The following is a 21,737-nucleotide window of genomic DNA, read 5'->3' on the forward strand; positions in this document are numbered from 1 at the left end:
GTTGAACGGATTTAGCGTTTTAGGAAGGAACGTAAATGATGAAACATCAGAAAACACTCTTGGCATCCTTGGCATTTGCAGCTACAGCGCTTTTATCTTTGCAAACACAAGCCGGTGCAACAGGTCTCGTTTCGGGCACACTCACTTGCGATAGCAAAGGCGGAATCGGGCAGTTTGTAAGCTCTTCAAAAGAGCTTAATTGCGAATTTATCCCGATTAGTGGCCATTCGATCAACGATCATTATGTCGGTCGTATTGAAAATTACGGTCTTGATCTTGGCGTAACAGGCCGCACGAAAATGACCTGGTGGGTTCTTGCAACTTCTCCCAATGCCCATTCCAATGGTTCGTTAGCAGGAAATTATGGTGGCGTCGGCTCAAGCATCAGTCTGGCAGCAGGTGCCGGCAGCCAGCTTCTCGGCTTTGGTCCAGCCAACGGACTTACGCTCCAGCCATTAAGTGTTGATGCACATGAAGGTTTGAACCTTGCTCTTGGCGTATCGAAATTGTCGCTGGCTCCTGCCTATACAGCGCAGCATGCAGTTTATCACCACAAGAAAGCAGTTGCCCATCATAAGAAGGCCAATGTTCATCACAAAAAGGCAAATGCTCATCACAAAAACCGCTGATAGAGGTGAAAGCCTTGCGAATTGCGAAGCGATAACAATATAGGTGCAACGCAGGAAAGGCTATTTCACGCTTTAGAATGTGAATTTTCTTTCATTTTTTAAAGATTTTTCAGCTTTTGATTTCGATTCGGCCGGTGAACTTCACCGGCCGTCTTTTTTATGATCCATCCTCGCACAAGTTTTGCCGTTTAAAAGAGCATTATAAATGCTGCGAGGTAGATAAAGATGGTCAAACTTGATCTTTATGAAAATGATAATTTTGGAAACCCGATTATTTATGACGATACGGATTCTTCCGCTATTCATCGTGAAAAGAAAGAAAACGCCGCTTGTTTAACGGCACTCGCTTTTTGCGTACCACTTTTCATGATTGCGGGACTCTACGGTTTGTCCGATTTGATTGTTTTTATCAAAACCGGAGTTTTCCATCTGACAACAATGGCCGAGATGTTCATGCTTACACAAGGACCGGTCAATGAAACCGGATGGGTGAGTGAAATACTGGGTAGATTGCCAGTCGCAATCATATTTTTTCTTTTAGGTGTTTTTGTACCGTTTGCAATTCTTGAACTTTTTTTCAAATTGGAAAAATAGGAATTTTGTCAATGTGATGCTGAAGGACAGTTGGCCATAACAAAACGGGCAGATTGTTTAAGCCCCGGCATATCGGAAAACTCGATATTGAAAATGCCGTTCAAAGCATCCGGTGCATTATCTCCTCTCAGAAATGGTGCGTCGACATGCCAATCTTGCAACGGATTTTTAGGAAGTTCGACCGTGTAAACCACGCGTCCATCGGATAAATTGGCTTGTAGATTGCTGATATTTACCGGCATTCCCCAGACATTCAATGTCGAGACAGTCTGCTGATATGTCTCGTAATTTTGAGCGCTGTAGCGCGTTGGGGCACTTATTTCCAAAAACGTCGTTTTATGACTGTCGCAATAAAGCCGTGCCGAAGTTTTTTTGTCATTGCTGGATGCAATCGCAACGAGCGCGTTATTTGTCGGGACGAGTTGCCATTGTCCGATAATGTCCGGTGAAAAATCAATATTATAGTTTTGTATTTCATCGCTTGAAAAAGCATGGGGATTGGCATTGTCCCAATTCAAAAATGCGATCAACGGGTTAAATCCCATTTCCTGGGAATAATCTGCAATATAGGCAATGTCGGCCAGTTGTTGTTGGCGCACACTGACTTCCTGACCCGAAGATGTACCAGCACCGTCAAGTGGCGGGCGATAGGTGCGCAATTCCAATTTTCCATTGCCTACATTTCGTGCCCGCCCGCCGAGAAAGGCCCAAACGCAAGCTTCACGGCAAATTCCTTCAACGCGTTCCGAGGTTGTTTTATTTTCGCTGTTTTCTTTAGCGGCATTGTTGTTATTGTTCTCGTTGTTTCCCGCATTGGCGGTACCATCCCCACTGTGGTTTTCGGCGGCTTTATCCTCAACCGGTTTTACAATCGTTTCGCCGATTGTTGTATCGAAATGATGTTTTCTGATCTCTCTTCCCAAAGCGATTGCCGCCAGAATATCCCCGCCGTCGGAATGAAAAGAAACCAACACATCATCAGGGTATGAAAGAGGATCGCCAAGACTGTTATCGTCAAGAAAACGGTTAAAAAGTGCAGGCGTATCGGGAACGATGTTCCCTTCGGCACTGATCCAGCGACATGTCGGACATTGACCATCAGCAATTTTGTGAAGTGTAAAAGCCATGGGCTTTCCCGGCGGCTCGGTCATTGTATTTTGTGTCGCAGATTGATTTTCAGTTGCCTGATTATTCTCGTCCTTCTGATTATTTTCGCTCTTTTGGTCGTTCCCGTTCTTTTGGTTATTCTCGCTGTTTATTGCTTCGGTTGTGCTTTCGGCGTGCGAGTTTGTCGGCTGGTCATTGTCGGGAACTGCCTGCCCATTGGCGAGCGAGCAAAAGGGAAGACAAAAAATGAACGCAGCCACAATAGGTTTCATAAACACCACTCCGCCCGGCAATTTTAATAATCTTGATGAATAACTTGATAATTTGTACCACCGGCAGCGGTGTTCTGCAATGTGCAGCAAGGATGAGACGCAAGCTTCATCGCCGAATAACCGGAATTATCACCAATTATGAAGTTAAACAGCCATTCATTCCCATTTCTGTGTCTTAACCGGTCAATTTGACCAATCAGTCAATTTCCCCAACCATTTGAATCAAGTCAGGCTGACGGTGGCATTTATCTGACAAGATTTGAAAATAAGGATCTGATGACGAGACGGGATTTTCTTTGTTGCCGGTTTAAACCGGTGCAAGTTTCTAACGATTTCCCGACGTGGTTACAATCTGTTTGCAGAGGCTCAAAACGTAAAATCCGAAGGCCGAACACGGCGCGAGAAGGAGCATGGACCAGTCGATAAAGTTAAAAATAATGCCGAAATTGACGCCAAGATAACTAATCGGCAAAAACAGGCTGCAAAGAGCACAAATGAAAGCTGCAAAAAATACCGAAGTGAAGTTGATTTGTTGCGAGATGAACGCGATCGCACCGACACAGCCGGAAAACACCAAACCTGCATTGATGTAGGCAAGCGGAAGGCTTGCGGTAAAAAACGAAATCGGTGGAAGTGAAAAGAGCAATGCGCGCCATAAAATTGTTCCCGATTGCCATACCGGCGGGGCACAGACAAAAAAGATGAAGAATACGAATATAGCAAAAAAGCTTCGGCTACCGTGATGGAAACGCGGTGAAGGTCGAACGATTGTCTGATAGCGTTTTCCATTAAATGGTACGCCCAGCAAATATAAAAGTCCGCCGCCAATGATCGTGAGACTGATGGCCGTTATAAGATAAACTGCCAAAACATAAAATCCGGTTTCCTGCCAATCGGATTTTGTCACGAAAATACTGTCGGTAATCCAGAAAATCAAAGAAATGGCGATTGTTACAATAAAAAGCCAACGCCATGTGAGCGAGCCTTGAAGGCGTAATCTGCGCACGCCGCAAAAGACAGTAAGGCTTACGAGCATGAGTCCGGCCGTATTGATTTCGCCCGAAACCGACCCGCGTGCTCCAAGATAGCTCAAACTGTCACCCGCCATAATCCATAATGTAATGATGATATAAAGTACGGGGCCATAGATGGCATAAACAATTGCAAGTTTCACCGCATCGACAAGGCGCGGACGTTCCATTTCCTTATAGCGACGGCTAAGGCCACTCGAATTCAGGATGAGCCAGAATACTAGACCGGCGAAAAACCAGGCTATCACCCAATAGAAAAACGATTCATTGGAAATGCCGACATTGGCGAGAAGTTCGGGGAAAAATGTCTTCATGGCGCGAATGGAACCGTCGAAAACAAGCGCCATGATTATCGAAGTGATTAAAGAAAAACGCAGAGAAATACTTCCCCAGCTTGCGCTTCTCAAAGCAAGGATGACAGCAATCATACAAGCGGTCATAAAACTTGGAAGATAAATTTGGTAAGGCCTGAAAAAAGCTACAGTTAATGAAAAACCGAATGTTTTAAACCAGCCACCAAAAAGCAGGAAAAAAAACGACCATGCTGTAGGTAAAATGATAATGGCCGCAACGCCCACAAGCAAAGACTGGAGAATGCGGGCTTGCAAAAAACCGACGGAATGGAAGTTTATGTCGGCTTTCTTACCAATCAAGATAAATATCCTTTTTTCTTCTTCCCGTTATCAGAGATAGCACAAGTTTTTCTACCCATTCGAGTTTTCTTTTTGGCAAGGTAACAGGAAAACGGCTTTTACGCGGTTTCCGGAGCCTCCGGTGTTCCAAATATTAGGGTGTCACTTTTGTCCCTGTCGATATGTGGGGCTATTATAAATCAATAACGGGTTTCTTATAAAGTATGGGCCGGTTGGCTCAAATCAATCAACAACAGGTTTATCAAGTCTGAAACCGGTTGCAAGAATCCAGCAAACCCAGCCGACAAAGATCCATTGGATAAAGCCATAAGAAAGGTTGCGAAGAATATTTTCACTCGTCATATGCTGCATATAGGGGCGGGACATAATAATGTAGAATATTTCAACGCAAAGACTGACCAGAATTGTACGCCAGATAGCAGACGAAAGAGAAAGACCTAATCCCCGTGAAGGCGGGAGAGAACAAAATACACCACTTAAAAACACCGACGGCATATAATAGGAATATCCGGCCAAAAGTTTCGGGCAGGCATCATCACTAAAAACATCGAAAATTTCGACAAGCAAATTTGAACCGCCTACCCAAGGATGAAGAAGATAAGTTCCTACTATTGTTTGAACGGCCGGTCCCAGCACCAGAAAAATTGTAATAATGCCAAACCCACGCATAGGGTAGCTATAAAGAGTTGATTTATTACGATCTGTCATAACGTTCACAAGTCATTGCTTTGATAAATGACTTTTAAGGTCTCGTTCCGGTGTGTGCAAGCCAATAAATACAATAGACAAGATAAGCAAAAAAGATCGGCAAAATTATATAGAGGAATGGTGTGAGCAACACATAGACAAGAATAGAGCCGAGCGGCAACGTAACACGTGCAAGATTAAGATAAAATGCAATCGAAATAGCACCCACCAGATAAATTGCCACGGAATAGGACAGAACAAAAACGAGCGGCAGCTTTTTCAACTGGTAAAGATAGACTGCCGGAAAAATTGAAAAAACAGCGGCAAACAATAGATTTTCAGCAAAGAACAGAGCGAACGCCACAACACCGTTGAAATTTTCCATCATCGCAAGGATGAAACGATCATTGAAAAACCGTGAATATAGAAAATAATTTGTCAAATAGCGACAAACGAATAATCCTATACCCCCGACGAGCGAAAAAATAAGAAAAGCTTTAATTGCCTGACTGCGCAAGACCGATCCCCCTGCTCGCATATGTGATGCTCATAAAGTACCTTTCTTATGAACATAAACGAGTAATATATTAAAAGTTGTTAACAACGATTATGCTTTCGTAATTTTTTACAATAAATCTATCAGTTAACGTCAAAACTCTTAATTTTTTTAAATTTAAACTATTTAATTAGATATTTAAAGTTAAAAAGAAATAGATAACATAAATTTAAATATTTATTGGCAAACCGGTTATAAATATAATTCTTGAAACCTAAATTTTAAATTTTGAACGATAGCGAAAAATTTATAGTTATTGAATTTACGAGAGATAAAATGTGCCAAAAATATTCATTATTAAGTTTGAAAATAGAAGGCATAAATTTTTAAAAAATATAAACATATTATTAATAATTTAAAATCGGCAGGTGAGACTGATAATGCAGTTACCGGCATTTTTATGCGCGCATTTAAAAACAAGCGGGTCTTTTAAATAATATATAATTGAAAACGTGTATCAAATATCGGATATATCGGTTTACTTGAGGTGGCAGCTTATCTTTTTAAAATTTCCTCACGAAAAGGAACACGAAAAGGAAAATGAAAACGGCTGCTCACCGACCCCGAAGAGAAGGCGATTTTAACTCGTCAACGCTGTTGAATAACACCCGCGCCCGTTCGGGGAATGGCAAATACCCCTTTTATCCGGTGGCTCCGGAAAAGGGATTAGCTCCGCATAGGACAAGTATCATATCCTCATGCGAAGCATTATGATTATTGTAATGTAACGGTTTTCAATTCCTGATCGTTAGCGCCTTCAAGGGCTTTGGCGCGAACATCGGAAAGAATAATGGGTTCACCGCCGGCACCGAACAGTCCCCAAAGAGAAATTCCCGGTGTCATTGGCGGCATATTCGGAAACTTTTTGCTTAATTCATCGGTCCGGATTTTGCGCAGATAAGCGATCTCGCCTTCTCCGAGTAAGGCAAATTCTTGCATAGACAAAGATTTTTCGTTTTTCATTTTGTTCTCCTGTCGCATTACTCGTCTTCAATGGCACTGATCGTAATGCGTTTGACGCGCTTCTCGGGGGCTGGTCGTTCAAGATCTATTGAAAGTAGACCATTTTTAAGCTCTGCGGCTCCCACCTTTATACCATCCGCCAGCACAAACGCCCGCTGGAATTGACGTGAAGCAATACCCCTATGCAGATATTCAAAATCCTCATCGTCGGTTTGCCGCCCGCGGATAATCAATTGATTATCTTCTACTGTTACATCAAGGTCTTCCGGCGTAAAACCGGCAACTGCCAATGTAATTCGCAGCCGTTCGTTTGGTTCCTCACCGGACAAACGCACAATGTTATAAGGAGGATAACCCTCGCCCGACTTGCTTAAACGGTCGAGCGTTTTTTCCATTGTTTCAAAGCCTAACAGCAACGGGTTGGAAAATGGTGTCATGCGTGTCATAAGGTAGCCCTCTTTGAAGCGACTATTAAACAGAAAACCCGTTTTGGCATTTTCTGTCATTAGCTATTATATGGAAAGTCGAACAACGAACTTCAAGATAGGGGCTTTAAAAGGTGATGACGGGCGCAAGGGCTAGAAACCGGAAAGCAGAAACAGTAAAGGGAAGCGCCTATACGGACGAAGAAATCGAAGAAATTTTTCGCCGGTTTTCGGTTCAGCGACCAAATCCCAGAAGCGATCTTATCTATGAAAGTCCGTTCACTTTGCTTGTGGCAGTGGTTTTGTCTGCACAAGCAACAGACGCAAGTGTAAACAAGGCAACAAAGCCGCTTTTTGCTGTTGCCGATACAGCAGAAAAGATGGAGGCTCTCGGAGAAGACGGCATCGCCCGCTATATCCGCACGATCGGTCTATGGCGGGCAAAAGCCAAAAATGTCTATGCGCTTTCAAAAATATTGAACGAAAAATATGCCGGTAAAGTGCCTGATACCAGAGAAGCTCTAATGGCACTTCCAGGTGTCGGACGCAAAACGGCAAATGTTGTGCTTAATGTTGCTTTCAACCAGCCGACAATGGCCGTCGACACCCATATTTTCCGGTTTTGTAACCGGACAGAACTGGCGCCGGGAAAAACGCCCGAAGAGGTAGAAAAGAAACTTGTCAAAATAATACCCGAAAAATATATGGCTCACGCCCATCATTGGCTGATTTTACATGGTCGTTACATCTGTAAAGCCCGTAAACCGGATTGTGTGCATTGTATTATTGCCGATATTTGCAAGGCAGCCATTAAGACAAGTTCTATTCCGGCACCGCTTGTTGAAGTGAAAGGCAATGGTGCTCCGGTTCCCCTTTAACGGAAAAAAGGTTAATCCTGTTTGCGGCAATCCGGATAGCCAATGAAATGAAAGACAAAAATTATACTTTGTCGGAATAGCAGGATCGGCATTGTTGGAAAGTCTAGTGAAATGACAGACAGCCCTGATCGGCTATGGGGGTAACTTTTATAAAAATGTGCGCCCGATTTTCGGCGCACAATTGTTTTTTTGGGGCTTATATAAATGGCCATGACACTTCTAACCAATAATACAGACCAGCTTTATGAAGCTCTGATAAACCGCGATCGCTCCTATGACGGGCATGTCTTTGTCTGCGTGACAACGACAGGTATTTTTTGTCGGCTGTCGTGTCCGGCGCGAAAGCCCAAGCGGGAAAATGTCTTTTTCTGTGACAGTGTGGCTGCATGTCTCGAAGAAGGCTATCGGCCTTGCCAGAAATGCCACCCGCTGGAAGCAGGCGGCCACGTTGATCCGCTTTTTCGTCATTTGATGGCAAGACTTGATGAAAATCCCGATCACATATGGTCGGAAGACGATATTGTACGACTGGGATTTGACCCTTCCACTGTGCGGCGCATTTTCAAGCGACGTATAGGCATGACATTTCTGGAATTGGCACGCTTGAAAAGAGCAAGCCGTGGTGCAGAGCTGCTTTCCCACGGTCAACCGGTGATTGAAGCACAACTTTCCGCCGGTTACGATTCCGGCAGCGGTTTTCGCGAGGCAATTCTCAAGCTCATTGGTCATCCACCAAAAGCCATACAAAACCGCACTCTTTTAAAAGCGGCATGGATTGAAACGCCGATCGGTGAAATGCTTGCCGTCAGTGATCAACATGTCTTGCATCTCTTGGAGTTTTTCGACCGCAAGGGGCTGTTGACAGAGCTCAAGAAATTGCAGGCAGTCACCCGCTCGTCTATCAGTTTTGAAAGAACCAGTGTCATCGACAAAGTAGAAGCCGAATTGGGCGATTATTATCAGGGAAAAAGCTGCCATTTTGAAACACCGCTTGCCAAAGTTGCAGGTGGTTTTGCCCCCCTTGTCTGGGAGGCTTTGCGTCAAATACCGGCAGGAGAAACACGCTCTTACAGTGAATTGGCGCGCGCATTGGATAGACCGACAGCAGTGCGGGCGGTGGCACGGGCTAACGGGCAAAACCAGATTGCCATTATTATCCCCTGTCATCGGGTGATCGGGGCGGATGGTACGCTTACCGGTTATGCTGGCGGTTTATGGCGCAAAGACTGGCTTTTACGCCATGAAAAAAAGTATTTTGCATAAAAGTCTGCTTGCTATTTTTGAGGCCGTGTTTTAAGAGAACCCAGTTCAAGCCGTCCGGCAGGGCATGCCGTGACGACTTTTATGCTTGTTCGCACTTTGGTCAGTGCGAACATCAATCACAACAATGGAGAAGCAAAATGCCCAAAATGAAGACCAAATCGGCTGCCAAAAAGCGGTTCAAAATTACCGCTACAGGCAAAATCAAGGCGGCTGCCGCAGGCAAGCAGCATGGCATGATCAAACGTTCCAACCAGTTTTTGCGTGATGCACGTGGCACCATGGTTCTTGGTGCACCCGACGCCAAGAAAATCATCAAAAACTATTTGCCGAACGGCCTTTGAAAGTTAGCTCTTAAGGAGATTATGACATGGCACGCGTAAAACGCGGCGTAACTGCACACGCCAAACACAAAAAAGTTATCAAACTTGCTGAAGGTTTTTACGGACGTCGTAAAAATACAATCCGTACAGCCAAAGCTGCTGTCGACCGTTCACGGCAATATGCCTATCGCGATCGCAAAAATCGCAAGCGCAGTTTCCGCGCATTGTGGATCCAGCGTATCAATGCCGCTGTCCGTCTTGAGGGCTTGACCTATGGCCGTTTCATTGACGGTCTTGCCAAGGCAGGAATCGAGATCGACCGCAAGGTTCTTTCAGATATTGCTATTCATGAGCCTGCAACATTCTCCAAGCTTGTTGCTTCGGCAAAAAAGGCATTGGAATATTTGAAGAAAACCACACCGAATGCTTTTGAAGGCGCCGTCAAGTAAGCCGGTCGCGTTCCTTTAAAAAACAGAACATTCTTTCGGAACCCGCACTGGTTAAAACCGGTTGCGGGTTTTTGTTTTCGAGGCGTTATGAGCGAGATAAATCCTTTGATATCCAAGCCATTGAGCGATTCTGACAAGAAGCTTTTTCAATCTTGTGAGGGTAAGCGCATTGCCAGCGTCATGCGTGAGGGCAAAAAGGTCTGGGTCAAACGGCAGGGAATCGAAAAGCGCCCGTGGGGCAAGCGGCTTCATAGCGGTTTATCGTTTTTATTACCGGCAGCTTTTATGAAATCTTCGCCTTTGCGTGATCCGCTTGCCATGAACGGGCAGGAAATACGCAAAATTGAAAAGTTCAGGAAGGCAGGTATCGCTGTTCCCGAAATTCTTGCTGTCGACGGACCTGCTTTGATGATTTCCGATGTCGGACAAACGGTGCAAAAACGCCTTGATTTTTTGAAAAAGAACGATGTTGACGCACACGAAAAATTATTGGTTCAATGCGGTGAAGCTTTGGGCAGAGTACATCACGCCGGACTTGTCCACGGCAGGCCGCATCCGCGTGATATGTTTATGGCAGGAAACGAGTTGGGGTTTTTCGATTTCGAGGAAGAGCCGGAAGCAGTGATGCCAATTGCCGCAGCTCAGGCGCGTGACGCGTGGTTGTTATTTTTTCAAGTGTCGGCACAATCACTTGAAAAAAACAAAACCGATAATGCGGCTTTTGACGCGTGGAAAAAACAGGTTTCTCCTGAAACCTTGAAACAACTTGAAAAAATTGTCCGGTTTTTTTCTATTTTTATTACTCCGTTAAAGTTGGCCAGGTTTATTTATCTTGGTGGCGATGGCAAACGTATGTTAAGCGCTATGGAGTTTCTTTCTTCCAATTTGAAAAACAGACATCCACTTTAAAGAACAGGCAAAGACATGAACGATATTGATAGTCTGGAAAAAGAAATCTGTGCGGCAATCGACGCTGCACAAGACGAGCAGGCACTGGAAGCAGTGCGTGTCGGTGCCCTCGGTAAAAAGGGTAATGTTTCGGAAAAACTTAAAAGCCTTGGTGGTATGAGCGCAGAAGAGCGCCAGAAAGCCGGACCGGTGATAAATGGTTTGAAAAATCGGGTTTTAGAGCTTCTGGGTGAAAAACGCACGGCACTGAAGCGTGCAGCAACGGAGGCGCGGCTTAAAAACGAAACAGTCGATGTTACATTGCCGGTTCGCCTTTCCCCCGAAGCGCGTGGTCGTATCCATCCTATTTCGCAGGTGATTGACGAGATCACCGCAATTTACGCCGATATGGGCTTTTCTATTGCCGAAGGGCCGGACATCGAGACCGATTATTATAACTTTACCGCACTCAACTTTCCGGAAGGCCATCCCGCCCGCGAAATGCATGATACTTTCTTTTTCAATCCCGACGGGAAAGGCGAAAAGCGGCTTTTGCGCACGCATACATCGCCTGTTCAGGTTCGTACGATGGAAAAGCAAAAACCGCCAATCCGCATTATCATTCCGGGGAAAACCTATCGTATGGATTCGGACGCCACCCATTCGCCGATGTTCCATCAGGTAGAAGGGCTGGTTGTCGATAAAAAGTCGACCATTGCCAATATTATGTGGGTGCATGAAGAATTTTGTAAGGCGTTTTTTGAAGTGCCTTCGTTGAAGATGCGTTTTCGCCCTTCGTTCTTTCCATTCACCGAACCTTCTATGGAAGTCGATATTCAATGTGACCGCTCCGGTACAGAAGTAAAATTCGGCGAGGGCAATGACTGGCTCGAAATATTGGGCTGCGGCATGGTGCACCCGAATGTGTTGAAAAATGTCGGTTTCGATCCTGATGAATATCAGGGCTTTGCCTGGGGAATGGGAATCGACCGTATCGCCATGTTGAAATATGGCATGCCGGATTTGCGGGCATTTTTTGATGCCGATATACGTTGGATCCAACATTACGGTTTCCGTCCGCTTGATGTGCCGACGCTTTTTGGCGGTCTCAGCAATTCATAAACTCACACCCGCGTCTTGCGTTTTGAAAAGAGGTTTTGAACAATGAAATTTACTTTGTCCTGGTTGAAAGATCATCTGGAGACAGACGCATCGCTCGGCGAGATTTGTGACCGGCTTACCGATATAGGCCTTGAGGTTGATAGCGTCGATGACCGCAAAAGCTTTGATGTTTTTGTAATTGCCAAAGTTTTGACAGCCAAAAAACATCCCGATTCAGATCATTTACAGATTTTGACTGTCGACACGGGTCAGGATAAGCCACTTCAGGTGGTTTGTGGTGCACCGAATGCAAAGGCCGGATTGATCGGGGTTTTTGCCCCTCCGGGAGCTTATATTCCGGGGCTTGATGTCACATTGTCGGTTGGAAAAATTCGCGGTGTTGAAAGTTTCGGCATGATGTGTTCGGAACGCGAGCTTGAACTTTCAAATGAACATAACGGTATTATCGAACTCGGCTCCGATGCACCGGTCGGCAAAGCATTTGCGGCCTATTATGGTCTCAACGATCCGCTTATTGATGTCGGCCTCACACCCAACCGGCCGGATTGTACGGGTGTTTATGGCATTGCCCGCGATCTTGCAGCAAGTGGCATTGGCAAATTGAAGCCGCTTGAAGTTCCTTCTATTTCCGGCGAAGGAGAGCCATCGGTAACCGTGTCGCTCGATTTTGGTGATACAGCACCTTTGTGTCCCGGCTTTTCGTGGCGGGAAATTCGTGATGTTAACAATGTGCAGTCGCCCAAATGGATGCAACGCCGTCTCACTGCTATCGGGTTGCGTCCAATCAATGCGCTTGTCGATATGACCAATTACATCACGGTCGATCTCGGCCGTCCGCTTCATGTTTTCGATGCCGATAAGGTTAAAGGAAAACTCACTGTCCGTCGTGGGCAAAAGGGAGATAAACTCCTTGCCCTTAACGGCAAAGAATATGATTTGGGGCCGGATAATTGCGTCATTGCCGATAATAATGGCGTCGAATCCATTGGTGGCATAATGGGCGGCGAAGCAACAGGATGCGATGAAAACACGAAAAATGTTATCATTGAATCGGCTTTGTGGGATCCGCGCAATGTTGCTGCAACGGGGCGCTCTCTCGGCATAGTTTCGGATGCACGTTATCGTTTTGAACGCGGTGTCGATCCGGAATTTATGGAACCGGGACTTGCCTTTGCCACCGAAATGGCCATGAAACTTTGTGGTGGCAAGCCTTCAAAAGCCCATACAATCGGGGCAAAGAGCATTGAACAAAAAATTATCCGCTTCCCGTTTGCCGAAATCAAGAGATTGACCGGTCTGGAATTAAGCCATGAAGCGGCAACAACCATATTGCAGCACCTCGGCTTTGTTGTGGAAGGCAAAGGTGATATTGTCACGGTAACAGTACCAACATGGCGACCCGATATTGATGGCAAGGCCGATCTCGTCGAAGAGGTTATGCGTATCCATGGGCTAAACAATATCAAGCCGGAACCTTTGGAAAGGCCGTCTTCTGTAAGCGGGCAAATTCTCACCACAATACAGATCAGGCAGCGTTCCGCACGTCGTGCTCTGGCTTGTCGGGGCTTGATGGAAGCAATCACATGGTCTTTCATTTCGGAAAAACAGGCCAAGGCATTTGGCGGCGGCAAGCCGGAGTTGAAGCTATTGAACCCGATTGCTGCCGATATGTCGGATATGCGTCCTTCACTGCTTCCGGGTTTGATTGCGGCTGCCCAGCGCAATGCCGATCGTGGTTTTCCCGATCTCGGCCTATTTGAAATTTCGGCAACCTTTGAAGGCAATACGCCCGAAACACAAAGACGCGTCGCCGGTGGTATCCGCCGTGGTACTTACAAGCTTGATGGTTCAGGCCGTTTTTGGGCCGGTTCTGCCAAACCGGTCGATGTCTTTGATGCCAAGGCCGATGCACTTTGTGTGCTTGATGCTTGCGGGCTTGATGCTTCAAAGGTGCAGATAGAGAAAGGCGCGCCGGAATGGTATCATCCGGGACGTTCGGGCGTTATCAAATTGGGGCCGAAGATCATTCTTGGAACCTTTGGCGAATTTCATCCCGATACCCTTGAGGAGCTCGATGTAACAGGACCATTGTGCGGTTTTGAAGTCTATATTGACCGTATTCCCGAACCACGCAAGAAGGCAACCAAAACACGCCCGCCTTTGGTACTGTCGCCATATCAGATGATACGGCGCGATTTCGCTTTTGTTATGGATAAATCGGTGAACGCTGCCACGGTTATTCGCGCGGCAAGCGGAGCCGATAAAAAGCTTATCCAATCTGTCGAAGTGTTCGATGTCTTCGAGGGTGCAAGCCTTGGTGAAGACAAAAAGTCGATTGCGATCGAAGTGGCAATCCAGCCCCATGAACGTACGTTGACAGATCAGGATATTGAAGCTCTGGCAAACAAGATTATCGAGAATGTCGCAAAATCGACCGGAGCAACATTGCGCCAGTAGTTTTCCTGATCTCAAGGGTCGGGAGAAGAATTTTGTAAAACGATTGAGGGGCAAAGTGGATTTGCCCCTTTATTTTATTTCCGTTCTTTTTTTCCGCAAAGCAGATCTGGCAGGACGAGACCGCTATTTTAATCTTGAATGGCCTTTCAGCTATAAAAAGTTGTCGCCAATTTTATTTCACCAAACTATTGGCGGATATTTTGTTTTTTCTAAATGATTCCGGATATTTGATGGAAAACACGAAAAAATGTAACTGCAACAACGCTCCGGTTGGTGCGGATTGATTGAAGAGTTGCGATTTTTCGACTTGGTTGACTTTCATGGCGGCACGCAAAAAAACGAAAAATCACGTGATTGATAATGATCTTTGCCGCCTCAGGAAATCGGGTGAAACTCGCCGGAAAAAATGTTTATGTTTGAAAAATAAGGGCGCATGCGCGAATTTTTTAAAAAGCAGATCGGGCATGAAATCCAGTGAGACTCCGGCTTTATTTTGATACATGTGTTTTGGAGAATAAGCGGGATAAAGCGTTAGCTGGCGAAAAATGATGGTATTTTTATGCCTTTTTTAAAACCCTGCTTGTTTATCCGTTCTTTGCGACACGCGAAAGCCGTTCGATGTTCCCGTTCTTATGTTTTTGATTTCAGAAAAGCCTTGGCAAAAATCAATATCCGATAAATAGCGTATCTCCGGTATTATATTTTGTTTTTTATTTTCAATCAGAAACCGGTTTCGCGGAAACTCCCGACAGAGGGTGTTTTTTTTCGCTTTGCAGTTGACATTTGATTTCTTCCATATTCTATCCTTTAAGGAACGAAAACCATCCTTGTCGAAAGTCGATTAAATGAAAAACGAAAAACACTATGATCTTTTTGTTATAGGTGGTGGCGTCAACGGTTGTGGTGTCGCCCGCGATGCTGTTGGCCGTGGCTATTCCGTCGGTCTGGCAGAAATGAATGACCTTGCGTCGGGCACATCCAGTGCTTCTACCAAGCTTATTCACGGTGGCTTGCGATACCTTGAACAATATGCCTTCCGTCTTGTCAGAGAAGCATTGATGGAACGCGAGGTGATCTGGCATATGGCACCTCATCTTGTTCGTCCTTTGCGCTTTATATTGCCTTATAATAAAGGGTTGCGTCCTGCATGGATGCTGCGTTTGGGCTTATTCATTTACGACCATCTGGGAAGTCGTCATCAGGAGCTTTGGCGCACCAAGGTGCTTGATCTGACCAAAGACTATAGCGAATCCCTGAAACCGGGTTTTGTCAAAGGGTTCGAGTATTCCGATGCCCGCGTTGACGATGCACGTCTGGTTGTTGCCAATGCCCGTCATGCGGCAAGACTTGGTGCGGATATTATGGTGCGCACCGAAGTTGTCTCGCTTAAAGCCGATGGCAAGAAATGGAAAATCGGCCTTAAAAACAAATTGAATGGTGAAGAGTGGACAGTCTCTGCCGACTATCTTGCAAATATGGCGGGGCCATGGATCAATCACGTCTTGCAGGATGCTTTGGGCTTTAAAGGTCACCCGCCGGTTCGTCTCGTTAAAGGGTCGCACATTGTTGTTCCAAAACTTTATCAACATGACCGCGCTTTTATTTTCCAGAACAAGGATGGCCGCATTGTTTTTGCTATTCCCTATCAGGAAGATTTCACGCTGATCGGAACAACCGATTGCGATTATAAAGGCGATCCGGCGAAGGTTCATATCAGCGATGAAGAGATTGATTATATCTGTTCGGCTGCAAGCGAATATTTCACCAAGCCGGTTGTGCGCGACTCCATCGTCTGGGCATATTCGGGTGTTCGCCCGCTTTATGACGATGGTGCATCAAAAGCACAGGAAGCAACGCGTGACTATGTTTTGAAAGAAATGCGGGAAAATGATGGTCCGATCATGCTGAATGCATTTGGCGGCAAAATCACCACTTTCCGTAAATTGTCGGAAGACGCTCTCGTCTTTATCGAAAAAGCCTTGGGTAAGCGCAAACCTGCATGGACTGCCGAAGTCAGCCTGCCGGGTGGCGATTTCCCGCATGATTCGCTTTCCGTTATGGAAGCGAGAGTTGCCAGCATTCTTCCCGATCTCGATGCAAAAACCCATCGTCGTCTGGCAAGAAATTATGGCACCGAAGCCCTCGAAATTTTTGACAATGGCAAAAAGGACAAAGGGCAACATTTTGGCCATGGCCTTTACGAGGCCGAGGTTCAATGGATGATGCGTGAAGAATGGGCAAAGGATGTTGACGATGTCTTGTGGCGTCGCTCGAAACTTGGCCTTTATTTTGATGACAAAGAAAAAGAAGCTTTAAGACAATACCTTGAAAAACATAAAACCATCTAAAAGGTTCGCCGTCTATTGAAGTAAAGCTCGTCAGACTGCAAACCAGGGGAGAAAACATGTCTGATATGAATACTTTACGTGATGAATGCATTGCGGAATTTACCGGCACATTTTTATTTCTGGCTATCGGAATGGGATGTGTGGCAGGATTAAAACTGGCCGGTGCCGCTTACGGACAATGGGAAATCAGCATTATTTGGGGGTTGGCTGTTGCACTTGCAGCCTATCTGACCGGAGGTGTTTCGGGGGCTCACCTCAATCCTTCGGTCACTTTTGCATTGGCTTTCTTTGCAAAATTTCCAAAACAAAAAATATTGCCTTATGTCATTTCGCAATTTCTGGGGGCATTTGTTGCTGCTGCCGTTGTCTATGGACTTTACTATAATCTCTTTACAGCAAAAACACTTGATACAGCCGGTGTTTTTACCACTTTTCCAAATCCTCACATCAGTCTCTTTCAAGCCTTTATGACCGAACTTTTTATCACTGCTGTCCTGGTCGCGGTGATTTTGGGATTAAGTGACGATGGCAACGGTTTACCTCGCGGTGCGCTGGTTGCGTTTCTTGTCGGGGTTCTGGTTGCCGTCATTGGAGGCGCTTTCGGCCCCCTGACGGGGTTTGCAATGAACGCTGCTCGTGATTTCGGCCCAAGACTCTTTGCTTATTTCGCCGGTTGGGACACGAGCGTCATGACGGGAAATAAAGATATACCCTATTTTCTCGTTCCGCTTATTGCACCGGTTATCGGGGGATGTTTAGGGGCTGCTTTCTATACAAAGTTGATCGGCGAACCTCTTGCCCGCAGACAATCAAGATAATTGCCAAGATAATTGGCAAGATAATTGGCAAGATAACGGGCAGGACAATTGGCAAGATAATTGGCCATTTTTCCATAGAACAGGGAGGCTTTCATGGCCGAAAAAAAATATATCGTCGCATTGGATCAGGGCACAACAAGTTCGCGCACATTGGTTCTTGACCATGATGCCAACATCGTCAGTGTCGCCCAACGGGAATTTACCCAGATTTACCCTCGCCCCGGCTGGGTCGAACATGACGCACGCGAGATATGGGCAACGCAAAGTTCGACTTTGACAGAAGCTCTTGCAAAATCGGGTATCAGTTCGGACGAGATTGCAGCAATCGGAATCACCAATCAGCGTGAAACAACGGTGGTTTGGGAAAAAGCCACCGGCAAACCGGTTTATAATGCCATTGTCTGGCAGTGTCGGCGTACCACCGATATTTGTGCGAGACTTAAAAAAGAAGGGCTTGAGGATTATATCAAGGAAAATACCGGTCTTGTCATCGACCCTTATTTTTCAGGAACAAAAATCGCCTGGATATTGGAAAATGTAGAAGGCGCACGAGAAAAGGCCGATAAAGGCGAACTGCTTTTTGGCACGATTGATACCTGGCTTATATGGAATATGACGCAAGGGCGCGTTCACGTTACCGAATATACCAATGCCTCGCGTACCATGCTCTTCAATATCCATAAACTGGACTGGGACGAAACAATGTTGAAAGCATTGAATATTCCCCGCTCCATGCTGCCGGAAGTCAAAGCATCTTCCGAAATCTACGGACAAACCAATATTGGCGGGCGTGGGGGTACACGCATTCCCATTGCCGGAGCTGCCGGTGACCAGCAGGCGGCATTGTTCGGTCATATCTGTGTAGAAGAGGGGCAGGCCAAAAACACCTACGGAACCGGTTGTTTTATGTTGATGAACACCGGCAAAAAAGCTGTCAAATCAACCCATGGTCTGGTCACAACATTAAGCTGCGATGCTCAAGGAAAACCGGCTTATGCTTTGGAAGGATCTATTTTTGTGGCGGGTGCTGCCATCCAGTGGCTTCGTGATGAATTGAAGTTTTTTACTGATTCAGAAGATTCAGAATATTTTGCAGAAAAAGTAGGTACGGCCAACGGAGTTTATGTCGTACCGGCATTTACCGGCCTCGGCGCGCCTTATTGGGACCCGTTTGCCCGTGGCGCGATTTTGGGACTGACACGGGGCGTGAACCGTAATCATATTACCCGTGCAACGCTCGAATCAATTGCTTATCAAACCAAAGATGTTCTCACTGCTATGTTGGCAGATGCACAGACAGACCTGAAAACATTGCGTGTTGATGGCGGTGCTGTCGCCAACAACTTTCTTATGCAGTTCCAATCCGACATTTTGCAAAAGCCGGTCGAACGCCCGCATATATTGGAAGTGACAGCGTTCGGCTCGGCTTATCTTGCCGGTCTTGCGGTCGGCTATTGGTCGAGTCTTGATGAATTGCGCAAAGTTGCAACTGTTGAACGGGTGTTCAAACCTTCCAAAGATGTGGCAAAACAAGAAAAACGTTATGCCGGCTGGCGAAAGGCTGTCGAGCGGGCATGTTCATGGGATTCGGTTTTTGAATGAAAGCCGCAAGCAACAAACAAGGCTAGTCTAAAAAGCTTTTTAAAGAACCCGAACACATAAAAATGGAAGGCACATAGAGAGTTTATGTGCCTTTCAATTATCCATTTGGAAAAGATACTGTAAAACCGGATTGATCGGCTGTTGTCGCTTTACACGTTTACGACAAAGAAAGATGAAAACTTGTAATTTCGATCAAGTAACAAATCGCTAAGCGTTTCGCGTTGCCAATTGCTGAAAATAGGCCTTTCAGGAGCCCGTTACTTTTATAACCTGTTTGAAGTAGCGATTTGAAAACAGTGTATTGCAGTTAGAAAGCCATGTCCTATTTCGCACCGGAGATAAAATTTCAGATAATTCCGGCAGAAATATTTTTACAAATTCTCTACAAGTTTTGAGCGCTTGGGACAGTGATAGGTTTACTTCAACCTTACCTTACATTCGGAGCAGCCTTGGTTTTTCTCTGATAGCGGCTTCACTTTGATAGCGATATAAAATTTCAAACTTGAATCGGCTTCAGATTTTCCGAAAGTTGTCGCTCTTAAGAATTATTGTTCTGGCAATTCGTATTGTCCGGAGTGGGTTAAGATGTTACGGCTCACCAATTAATTATAGAAAATTCGTTTTAATTACACTTGTCGGATAACGAGTAGAATTAATTGCCAGAAATATTTTATACATAATGGAAAAATTATAAACACATTAAATAAAATTATAAAAAGAAAGGCACGTAACATAATTACGTGCCTTCCAAAGTTATACAAAGTCTAAATTATCTGCAGCGTGCTTCAAATACCTTGCCGTTACGATCACGATAATGGCAGTAACGAACGTGATTCTTGGTGCGTGAATAGCCGATCAAGCCACCGGCAACAGCACCAATAGCAGCACCAGCGGCAACAGCCTTGCCACCTTTACCGAATGCAGCACCACCCAAAGCACCGAGTGCAGCACCACCAGCGCCCCATTTCGCAACTGTCTTTTCGTTCTGAGTACAAGCTACAGTTGAAAAAGCAAACATCAAAACGATGAATAAAGAACACAATTTTTTCATGGTTTAACTCCAAAACCCTCAATGTGTGTCTATATAGCACAGTCTAAATCGCGCCGCTCTAAAAATAGTTAATAGTCTATTAAAAATCGTTGTTTTCATTGCAGATATGCAACAGATGCGACTATTGGAGAGCGACGAGGAGAGAAATACAAAAAAATTGGCGAACAAATTTTGCAACTATAATAATAAAAACAACCTTAAGTTTAAAAATATTTCCTTTGTGAGGAAAAAGATATTTCCTTTGTGAGGAATTTTTAAGGATGGTGTCAGGCTTTATAGCTTAAAGATTCAATGAATGGCGTCAAAATATTCATTAAGAAGAGCAGTTTGTTGAAACAACAGAACGCGTATTATTGAAACGACAGAACCGGTATTATTGAAATAACGGAACAAGTGTTATTGGAACGACCGAAATCCCGTCATTGAAACGAAATAATTCAGGATGACAGATTGCAAGCAATCTTTAGAGCTTGCGCGAATAGAGAATGCAAAATAAAGGGCGCTATTTTGACCTGCGCCCGTTTTATTTGCGAATTTCAAACAGAAAAATTCTGTTTTCAGATTTTTACATCTTTTTTGTAATTCTTTGTATTTTTGGCAAATTGCCCATGGGGGCGGAAGCGCCACAAATAGGAAGGTAATACTGCCTCCATTGCTCTTGGTGAAATGCCGACACCTTCCAATGTCCTCCCTTCAAGCTTTGCTTCTTCCGAAACAATGCAGTCTTTTTTGAGCATTTTGATCTGCTCGGATGTTGTCACAGTCGGGATCATCGGTATTTTTCCAAGGAGTCCGAAAATTCCGCCGATAAGGCTTCCAATTCCGAAGGGTACAGAAACCAGCGCTTTTTTACGCATGATAACTTTAAGCATTTCCTCGATAGCGTGACGATAGGTGAGTACTTCTTTGCCGCCCAGTTCATAAATCTTGCCCGTCGGAACATGTCCTTCGATAGAAGCAACAACAAAATCGGCAATATCGCCGACATAAACCGGTTGAAGCTTTGTCTCGCCGCCGCCAAACATCGGCAACATCCATGTGAAGCGTGACATATCGGCGAGTTTGTTAAAGAAAGAATCTTCCTGACCGAAAATAACCGAAGGGCGCATAATAATGGCACTTTTATGAGCTTTCTGAACAGCCTGTTCGCCAAGCGCTTTGGTTTTCGGATAGGAAAGGTTGGAATTGATATCGGCATTCAAAGCCGACATGTGAATGAGAGGAATACCGGCACTCGCTGCAAGTTCGGCAACATTTTTTGCACCTTCAACCTGCACATTTTTGTAATTGTTTTTGCCTTGCGCATAAAGAAGGCCGGGTAGAAACACGGCTGCATCGGCATCAATCAGCGCACGCGCAACAGATTCACGATTGCGTACATTGGTCTTGAGCATCTGGGTTTGACCGACTTCACCCATTTGCAGCATATAATAAGCCACTTCAGGCCGACGCACGGCAATGCGAACGCGATAGCCACGTTTTGTCAATGTCTCGACCACATGGCGACCAACGAAACCTGAACCACCAAAAACGGTAATAAGCTTGGGATGTTGGTAAAGTTCGGTACTGAGCGTCATAGGGTGCACTCCTCAAAAATCGTCAATCTCTGCCTTTGTATGGTTTA

At 45.3% G+C, this 21,737-nt stretch carries 20 protein-coding genes; 12 read left to right on the top strand and 8 right to left on the bottom strand.

Translation table 11 applies throughout. The features are described 5' to 3' along the window. Positions 1–35 precede the first annotated feature (35 nt). Positions 36–629 carry a DUF992 domain-containing protein gene (locus BBC0122_RS00895; protein ID WP_225868131.1) on the top strand — a complete coding sequence of 198 codons (594 nt, stop codon included), beginning with the start codon at positions 36–38 and terminating at the stop codon, positions 627–629. A gap of 225 nt (positions 630–854) precedes the next feature. Then, positions 855–1,223 carry a hypothetical protein gene (locus BBC0122_RS00900; RefSeq protein WP_077990441.1) on the top strand — a complete coding sequence of 123 codons (369 nt, stop codon included), beginning with the start codon at positions 855–857 and terminating at the stop codon, positions 1,221–1,223. An 8-nt stretch (positions 1,224–1,231) separates the two neighbouring features. Here BBC0122_RS00900 and BBC0122_RS00905 read toward each other — a convergent pair whose 3' ends face one another. The 6 genes from BBC0122_RS00905 to BBC0122_RS00930 form a co-directional block, all read right to left on the bottom strand. Then, positions 1,232–2,602 carry a hypothetical protein gene (locus tag BBC0122_RS00905; protein WP_077990443.1) on the bottom strand — a complete coding sequence of 457 codons (1,371 nt, stop codon included), beginning with the start codon at positions 2,600–2,602 and terminating at the stop codon, positions 1,232–1,234. 325 nt (positions 2,603–2,927) lie between these two features. Beyond that, on the bottom strand, positions 2,928–4,286 hold the full coding sequence (locus BBC0122_RS00910) for a hypothetical protein (protein ID WP_077990445.1): 1,359 nt from the start codon (positions 4,284–4,286) through the stop codon (positions 2,928–2,930). A gap of 222 nt (positions 4,287–4,508) precedes the next feature. Beyond that, positions 4,509–4,994 carry a hypothetical protein gene (locus tag BBC0122_RS00915; RefSeq protein ID WP_077990446.1) on the bottom strand — a complete coding sequence of 162 codons (486 nt, stop codon included), beginning with the start codon at positions 4,992–4,994 and terminating at the stop codon, positions 4,509–4,511. Between the two features lie 34 nt (positions 4,995–5,028). Further along, positions 5,029–5,490: a hypothetical protein gene (locus BBC0122_RS00920; RefSeq protein ID WP_077990448.1), complete on the bottom strand. Its 462-nt coding sequence runs from the start codon at positions 5,488–5,490 to the stop codon at positions 5,029–5,031. Between the two features lie 753 nt (positions 5,491–6,243). Beyond that, the gene (locus BBC0122_RS00925) at positions 6,244–6,492 is read right to left on the bottom strand and encodes a BQ00720 family protein (RefSeq protein ID WP_077990449.1); all 249 of its coding nucleotides are present in this window, start codon (positions 6,490–6,492) and stop codon (positions 6,244–6,246) included. A gap of 17 nt (positions 6,493–6,509) precedes the next feature. After that, positions 6,510–6,938, bottom strand: a complete 429-nt coding sequence (locus BBC0122_RS00930) for an Hsp20 family protein (RefSeq protein WP_077994386.1) — start codon at positions 6,936–6,938, stop codon at positions 6,510–6,512. Between the two features lie 116 nt (positions 6,939–7,054). Here BBC0122_RS00930 and nth point away from each other — a divergent pair, with 116 nt between their 5' ends. The 10 genes from nth (at position 7,055) to glpK (ending at position 19,062) form a co-directional block, all read left to right on the top strand. Continuing rightward, entirely contained in the window at positions 7,055–7,795 is a 741-nt protein-coding gene (gene nth / locus BBC0122_RS00935) for an endonuclease III (RefSeq protein ID WP_077990451.1), read from the top strand. 210 nt (positions 7,796–8,005) lie between these two features. Beyond that, complete coding sequence (locus tag BBC0122_RS00940) at positions 8,006–9,058, top strand: bifunctional transcriptional activator/DNA repair enzyme AdaA (protein ID WP_077994387.1); 1,053 nt, start codon at positions 8,006–8,008, stop codon at positions 9,056–9,058. Positions 9,059–9,195: 137 nt separating this feature from the next. Further along, complete coding sequence (rpmI, locus tag BBC0122_RS00945) at positions 9,196–9,399, top strand: 50S ribosomal protein L35 (RefSeq protein ID WP_075869939.1); 204 nt, start codon at positions 9,196–9,198, stop codon at positions 9,397–9,399. A gap of 26 nt (positions 9,400–9,425) precedes the next feature. Then, entirely contained in the window at positions 9,426–9,827 is a 402-nt protein-coding gene (rplT, locus tag BBC0122_RS00950) for a 50S ribosomal protein L20 (RefSeq protein WP_075869652.1), read from the top strand. A gap of 87 nt (positions 9,828–9,914) precedes the next feature. Beyond that, entirely contained in the window at positions 9,915–10,736 is an 822-nt protein-coding gene (locus BBC0122_RS00955; RefSeq protein WP_077990453.1) for a BUD32 family EKC/KEOPS complex subunit, read from the top strand. A gap of 15 nt (positions 10,737–10,751) precedes the next feature. Next, positions 10,752–11,837, top strand: coding sequence for a phenylalanine--tRNA ligase subunit alpha (pheS, locus tag BBC0122_RS00960; RefSeq protein ID WP_077990454.1), 1,086 nt, complete (start codon positions 10,752–10,754; stop codon positions 11,835–11,837). 42 nt (positions 11,838–11,879) lie between these two features. Beyond that, positions 11,880–14,294 carry a phenylalanine--tRNA ligase subunit beta gene (gene pheT, locus BBC0122_RS00965; protein ID WP_077990455.1) on the top strand — a complete coding sequence of 805 codons (2,415 nt, stop codon included), beginning with the start codon at positions 11,880–11,882 and terminating at the stop codon, positions 14,292–14,294. Between the two features lie 845 nt (positions 14,295–15,139). Then, a complete protein-coding gene (gene glpD, locus BBC0122_RS00970; protein WP_077990456.1) occupies positions 15,140–16,642 on the top strand; it encodes a glycerol-3-phosphate dehydrogenase in 1,503 nt (500 codons plus the stop codon). A 56-nt stretch (positions 16,643–16,698) separates the two neighbouring features. Further along, positions 16,699–17,460: an MIP/aquaporin family protein gene (locus tag BBC0122_RS00975; protein WP_077990457.1), complete on the top strand. Its 762-nt coding sequence runs from the start codon at positions 16,699–16,701 to the stop codon at positions 17,458–17,460. Between the two features lie 93 nt (positions 17,461–17,553). Next, positions 17,554–19,062, top strand: coding sequence for a glycerol kinase GlpK (gene glpK / locus BBC0122_RS00980; protein ID WP_077990458.1), 1,509 nt, complete (start codon positions 17,554–17,556; stop codon positions 19,060–19,062). Positions 19,063–19,831: 769 nt separating this feature from the next. Here the strand turns inward: glpK and BBC0122_RS00985 are convergent. Beyond that, positions 19,832–20,113, bottom strand: a complete 282-nt coding sequence (locus tag BBC0122_RS00985) for a hypothetical protein (protein WP_077990459.1) — start codon at positions 20,111–20,113, stop codon at positions 19,832–19,834. Positions 20,114–20,670: 557 nt separating this feature from the next. Next, positions 20,671–21,690: a complex I NDUFA9 subunit family protein gene (locus BBC0122_RS00990; protein WP_077990460.1), complete on the bottom strand. Its 1,020-nt coding sequence runs from the start codon at positions 21,688–21,690 to the stop codon at positions 20,671–20,673. Between the last annotated feature and the right edge of the window lie 47 nt (positions 21,691–21,737).

The organism is Ditibartonella choladocola, from assembly GCF_002007565.1.
GTDB classification, from domain to species: Bacteria; Pseudomonadota; Alphaproteobacteria; order Rhizobiales; family Rhizobiaceae; genus Bartonella; species Bartonella choladocola.

Excerpts from the sequence above, each read along its gene's own strand:
- BBC0122_RS00925 (WP_077990449.1), bottom strand. The coding sequence starts at position 6,492 with ATGAAAAACGAAAAATCTTTGTCTATGCAAGAATTTGCCTTACTCGGA.
- glpK (WP_077990458.1), top strand. The coding sequence starts at position 17,554 with ATGGCCGAAAAAAAATATATCGTCGCATTGGATCAGGGCACAACAAGT.
- BBC0122_RS00905 (WP_077990443.1), bottom strand. The coding sequence starts at position 2,602 with ATGAAACCTATTGTGGCTGCGTTCATTTTTTGTCTTCCCTTTTGCTCG.
- BBC0122_RS00940 (WP_077994387.1), top strand. The coding sequence starts at position 8,006 with ATGACACTTCTAACCAATAATACAGACCAGCTTTATGAAGCTCTGATA.
- rpmI (WP_075869939.1), top strand. The coding sequence starts at position 9,196 with ATGCCCAAAATGAAGACCAAATCGGCTGCCAAAAAGCGGTTCAAAATT.
- BBC0122_RS00990 (WP_077990460.1), bottom strand. The coding sequence starts at position 21,690 with ATGACGCTCAGTACCGAACTTTACCAACATCCCAAGCTTATTACCGTT.
- BBC0122_RS00985 (WP_077990459.1), bottom strand. The coding sequence starts at position 20,113 with ATGAAAAAATTGTGTTCTTTATTCATCGTTTTGATGTTTGCTTTTTCA.
- glpD (WP_077990456.1), top strand. The coding sequence starts at position 15,140 with ATGAAAAACGAAAAACACTATGATCTTTTTGTTATAGGTGGTGGCGTC.
- BBC0122_RS00975 (WP_077990457.1), top strand. The coding sequence starts at position 16,699 with ATGTCTGATATGAATACTTTACGTGATGAATGCATTGCGGAATTTACC.
- pheT (WP_077990455.1), top strand. The coding sequence starts at position 11,880 with ATGAAATTTACTTTGTCCTGGTTGAAAGATCATCTGGAGACAGACGCA.
- BBC0122_RS00930 (WP_077994386.1), bottom strand. The coding sequence starts at position 6,938 with ATGACACGCATGACACCATTTTCCAACCCGTTGCTGTTAGGCTTTGAA.
- BBC0122_RS00915 (WP_077990446.1), bottom strand. The coding sequence starts at position 4,994 with ATGACAGATCGTAATAAATCAACTCTTTATAGCTACCCTATGCGTGGG.
- pheS (WP_077990454.1), top strand. The coding sequence starts at position 10,752 with ATGAACGATATTGATAGTCTGGAAAAAGAAATCTGTGCGGCAATCGAC.
- BBC0122_RS00895 (WP_225868131.1), top strand. The coding sequence starts at position 36 with ATGATGAAACATCAGAAAACACTCTTGGCATCCTTGGCATTTGCAGCT.
- BBC0122_RS00900 (WP_077990441.1), top strand. The coding sequence starts at position 855 with ATGGTCAAACTTGATCTTTATGAAAATGATAATTTTGGAAACCCGATT.
- rplT (WP_075869652.1), top strand. The coding sequence starts at position 9,426 with ATGGCACGCGTAAAACGCGGCGTAACTGCACACGCCAAACACAAAAAA.
- nth (WP_077990451.1), top strand. The coding sequence starts at position 7,055 with ATGACGGGCGCAAGGGCTAGAAACCGGAAAGCAGAAACAGTAAAGGGA.
- BBC0122_RS00955 (WP_077990453.1), top strand. The coding sequence starts at position 9,915 with ATGAGCGAGATAAATCCTTTGATATCCAAGCCATTGAGCGATTCTGAC.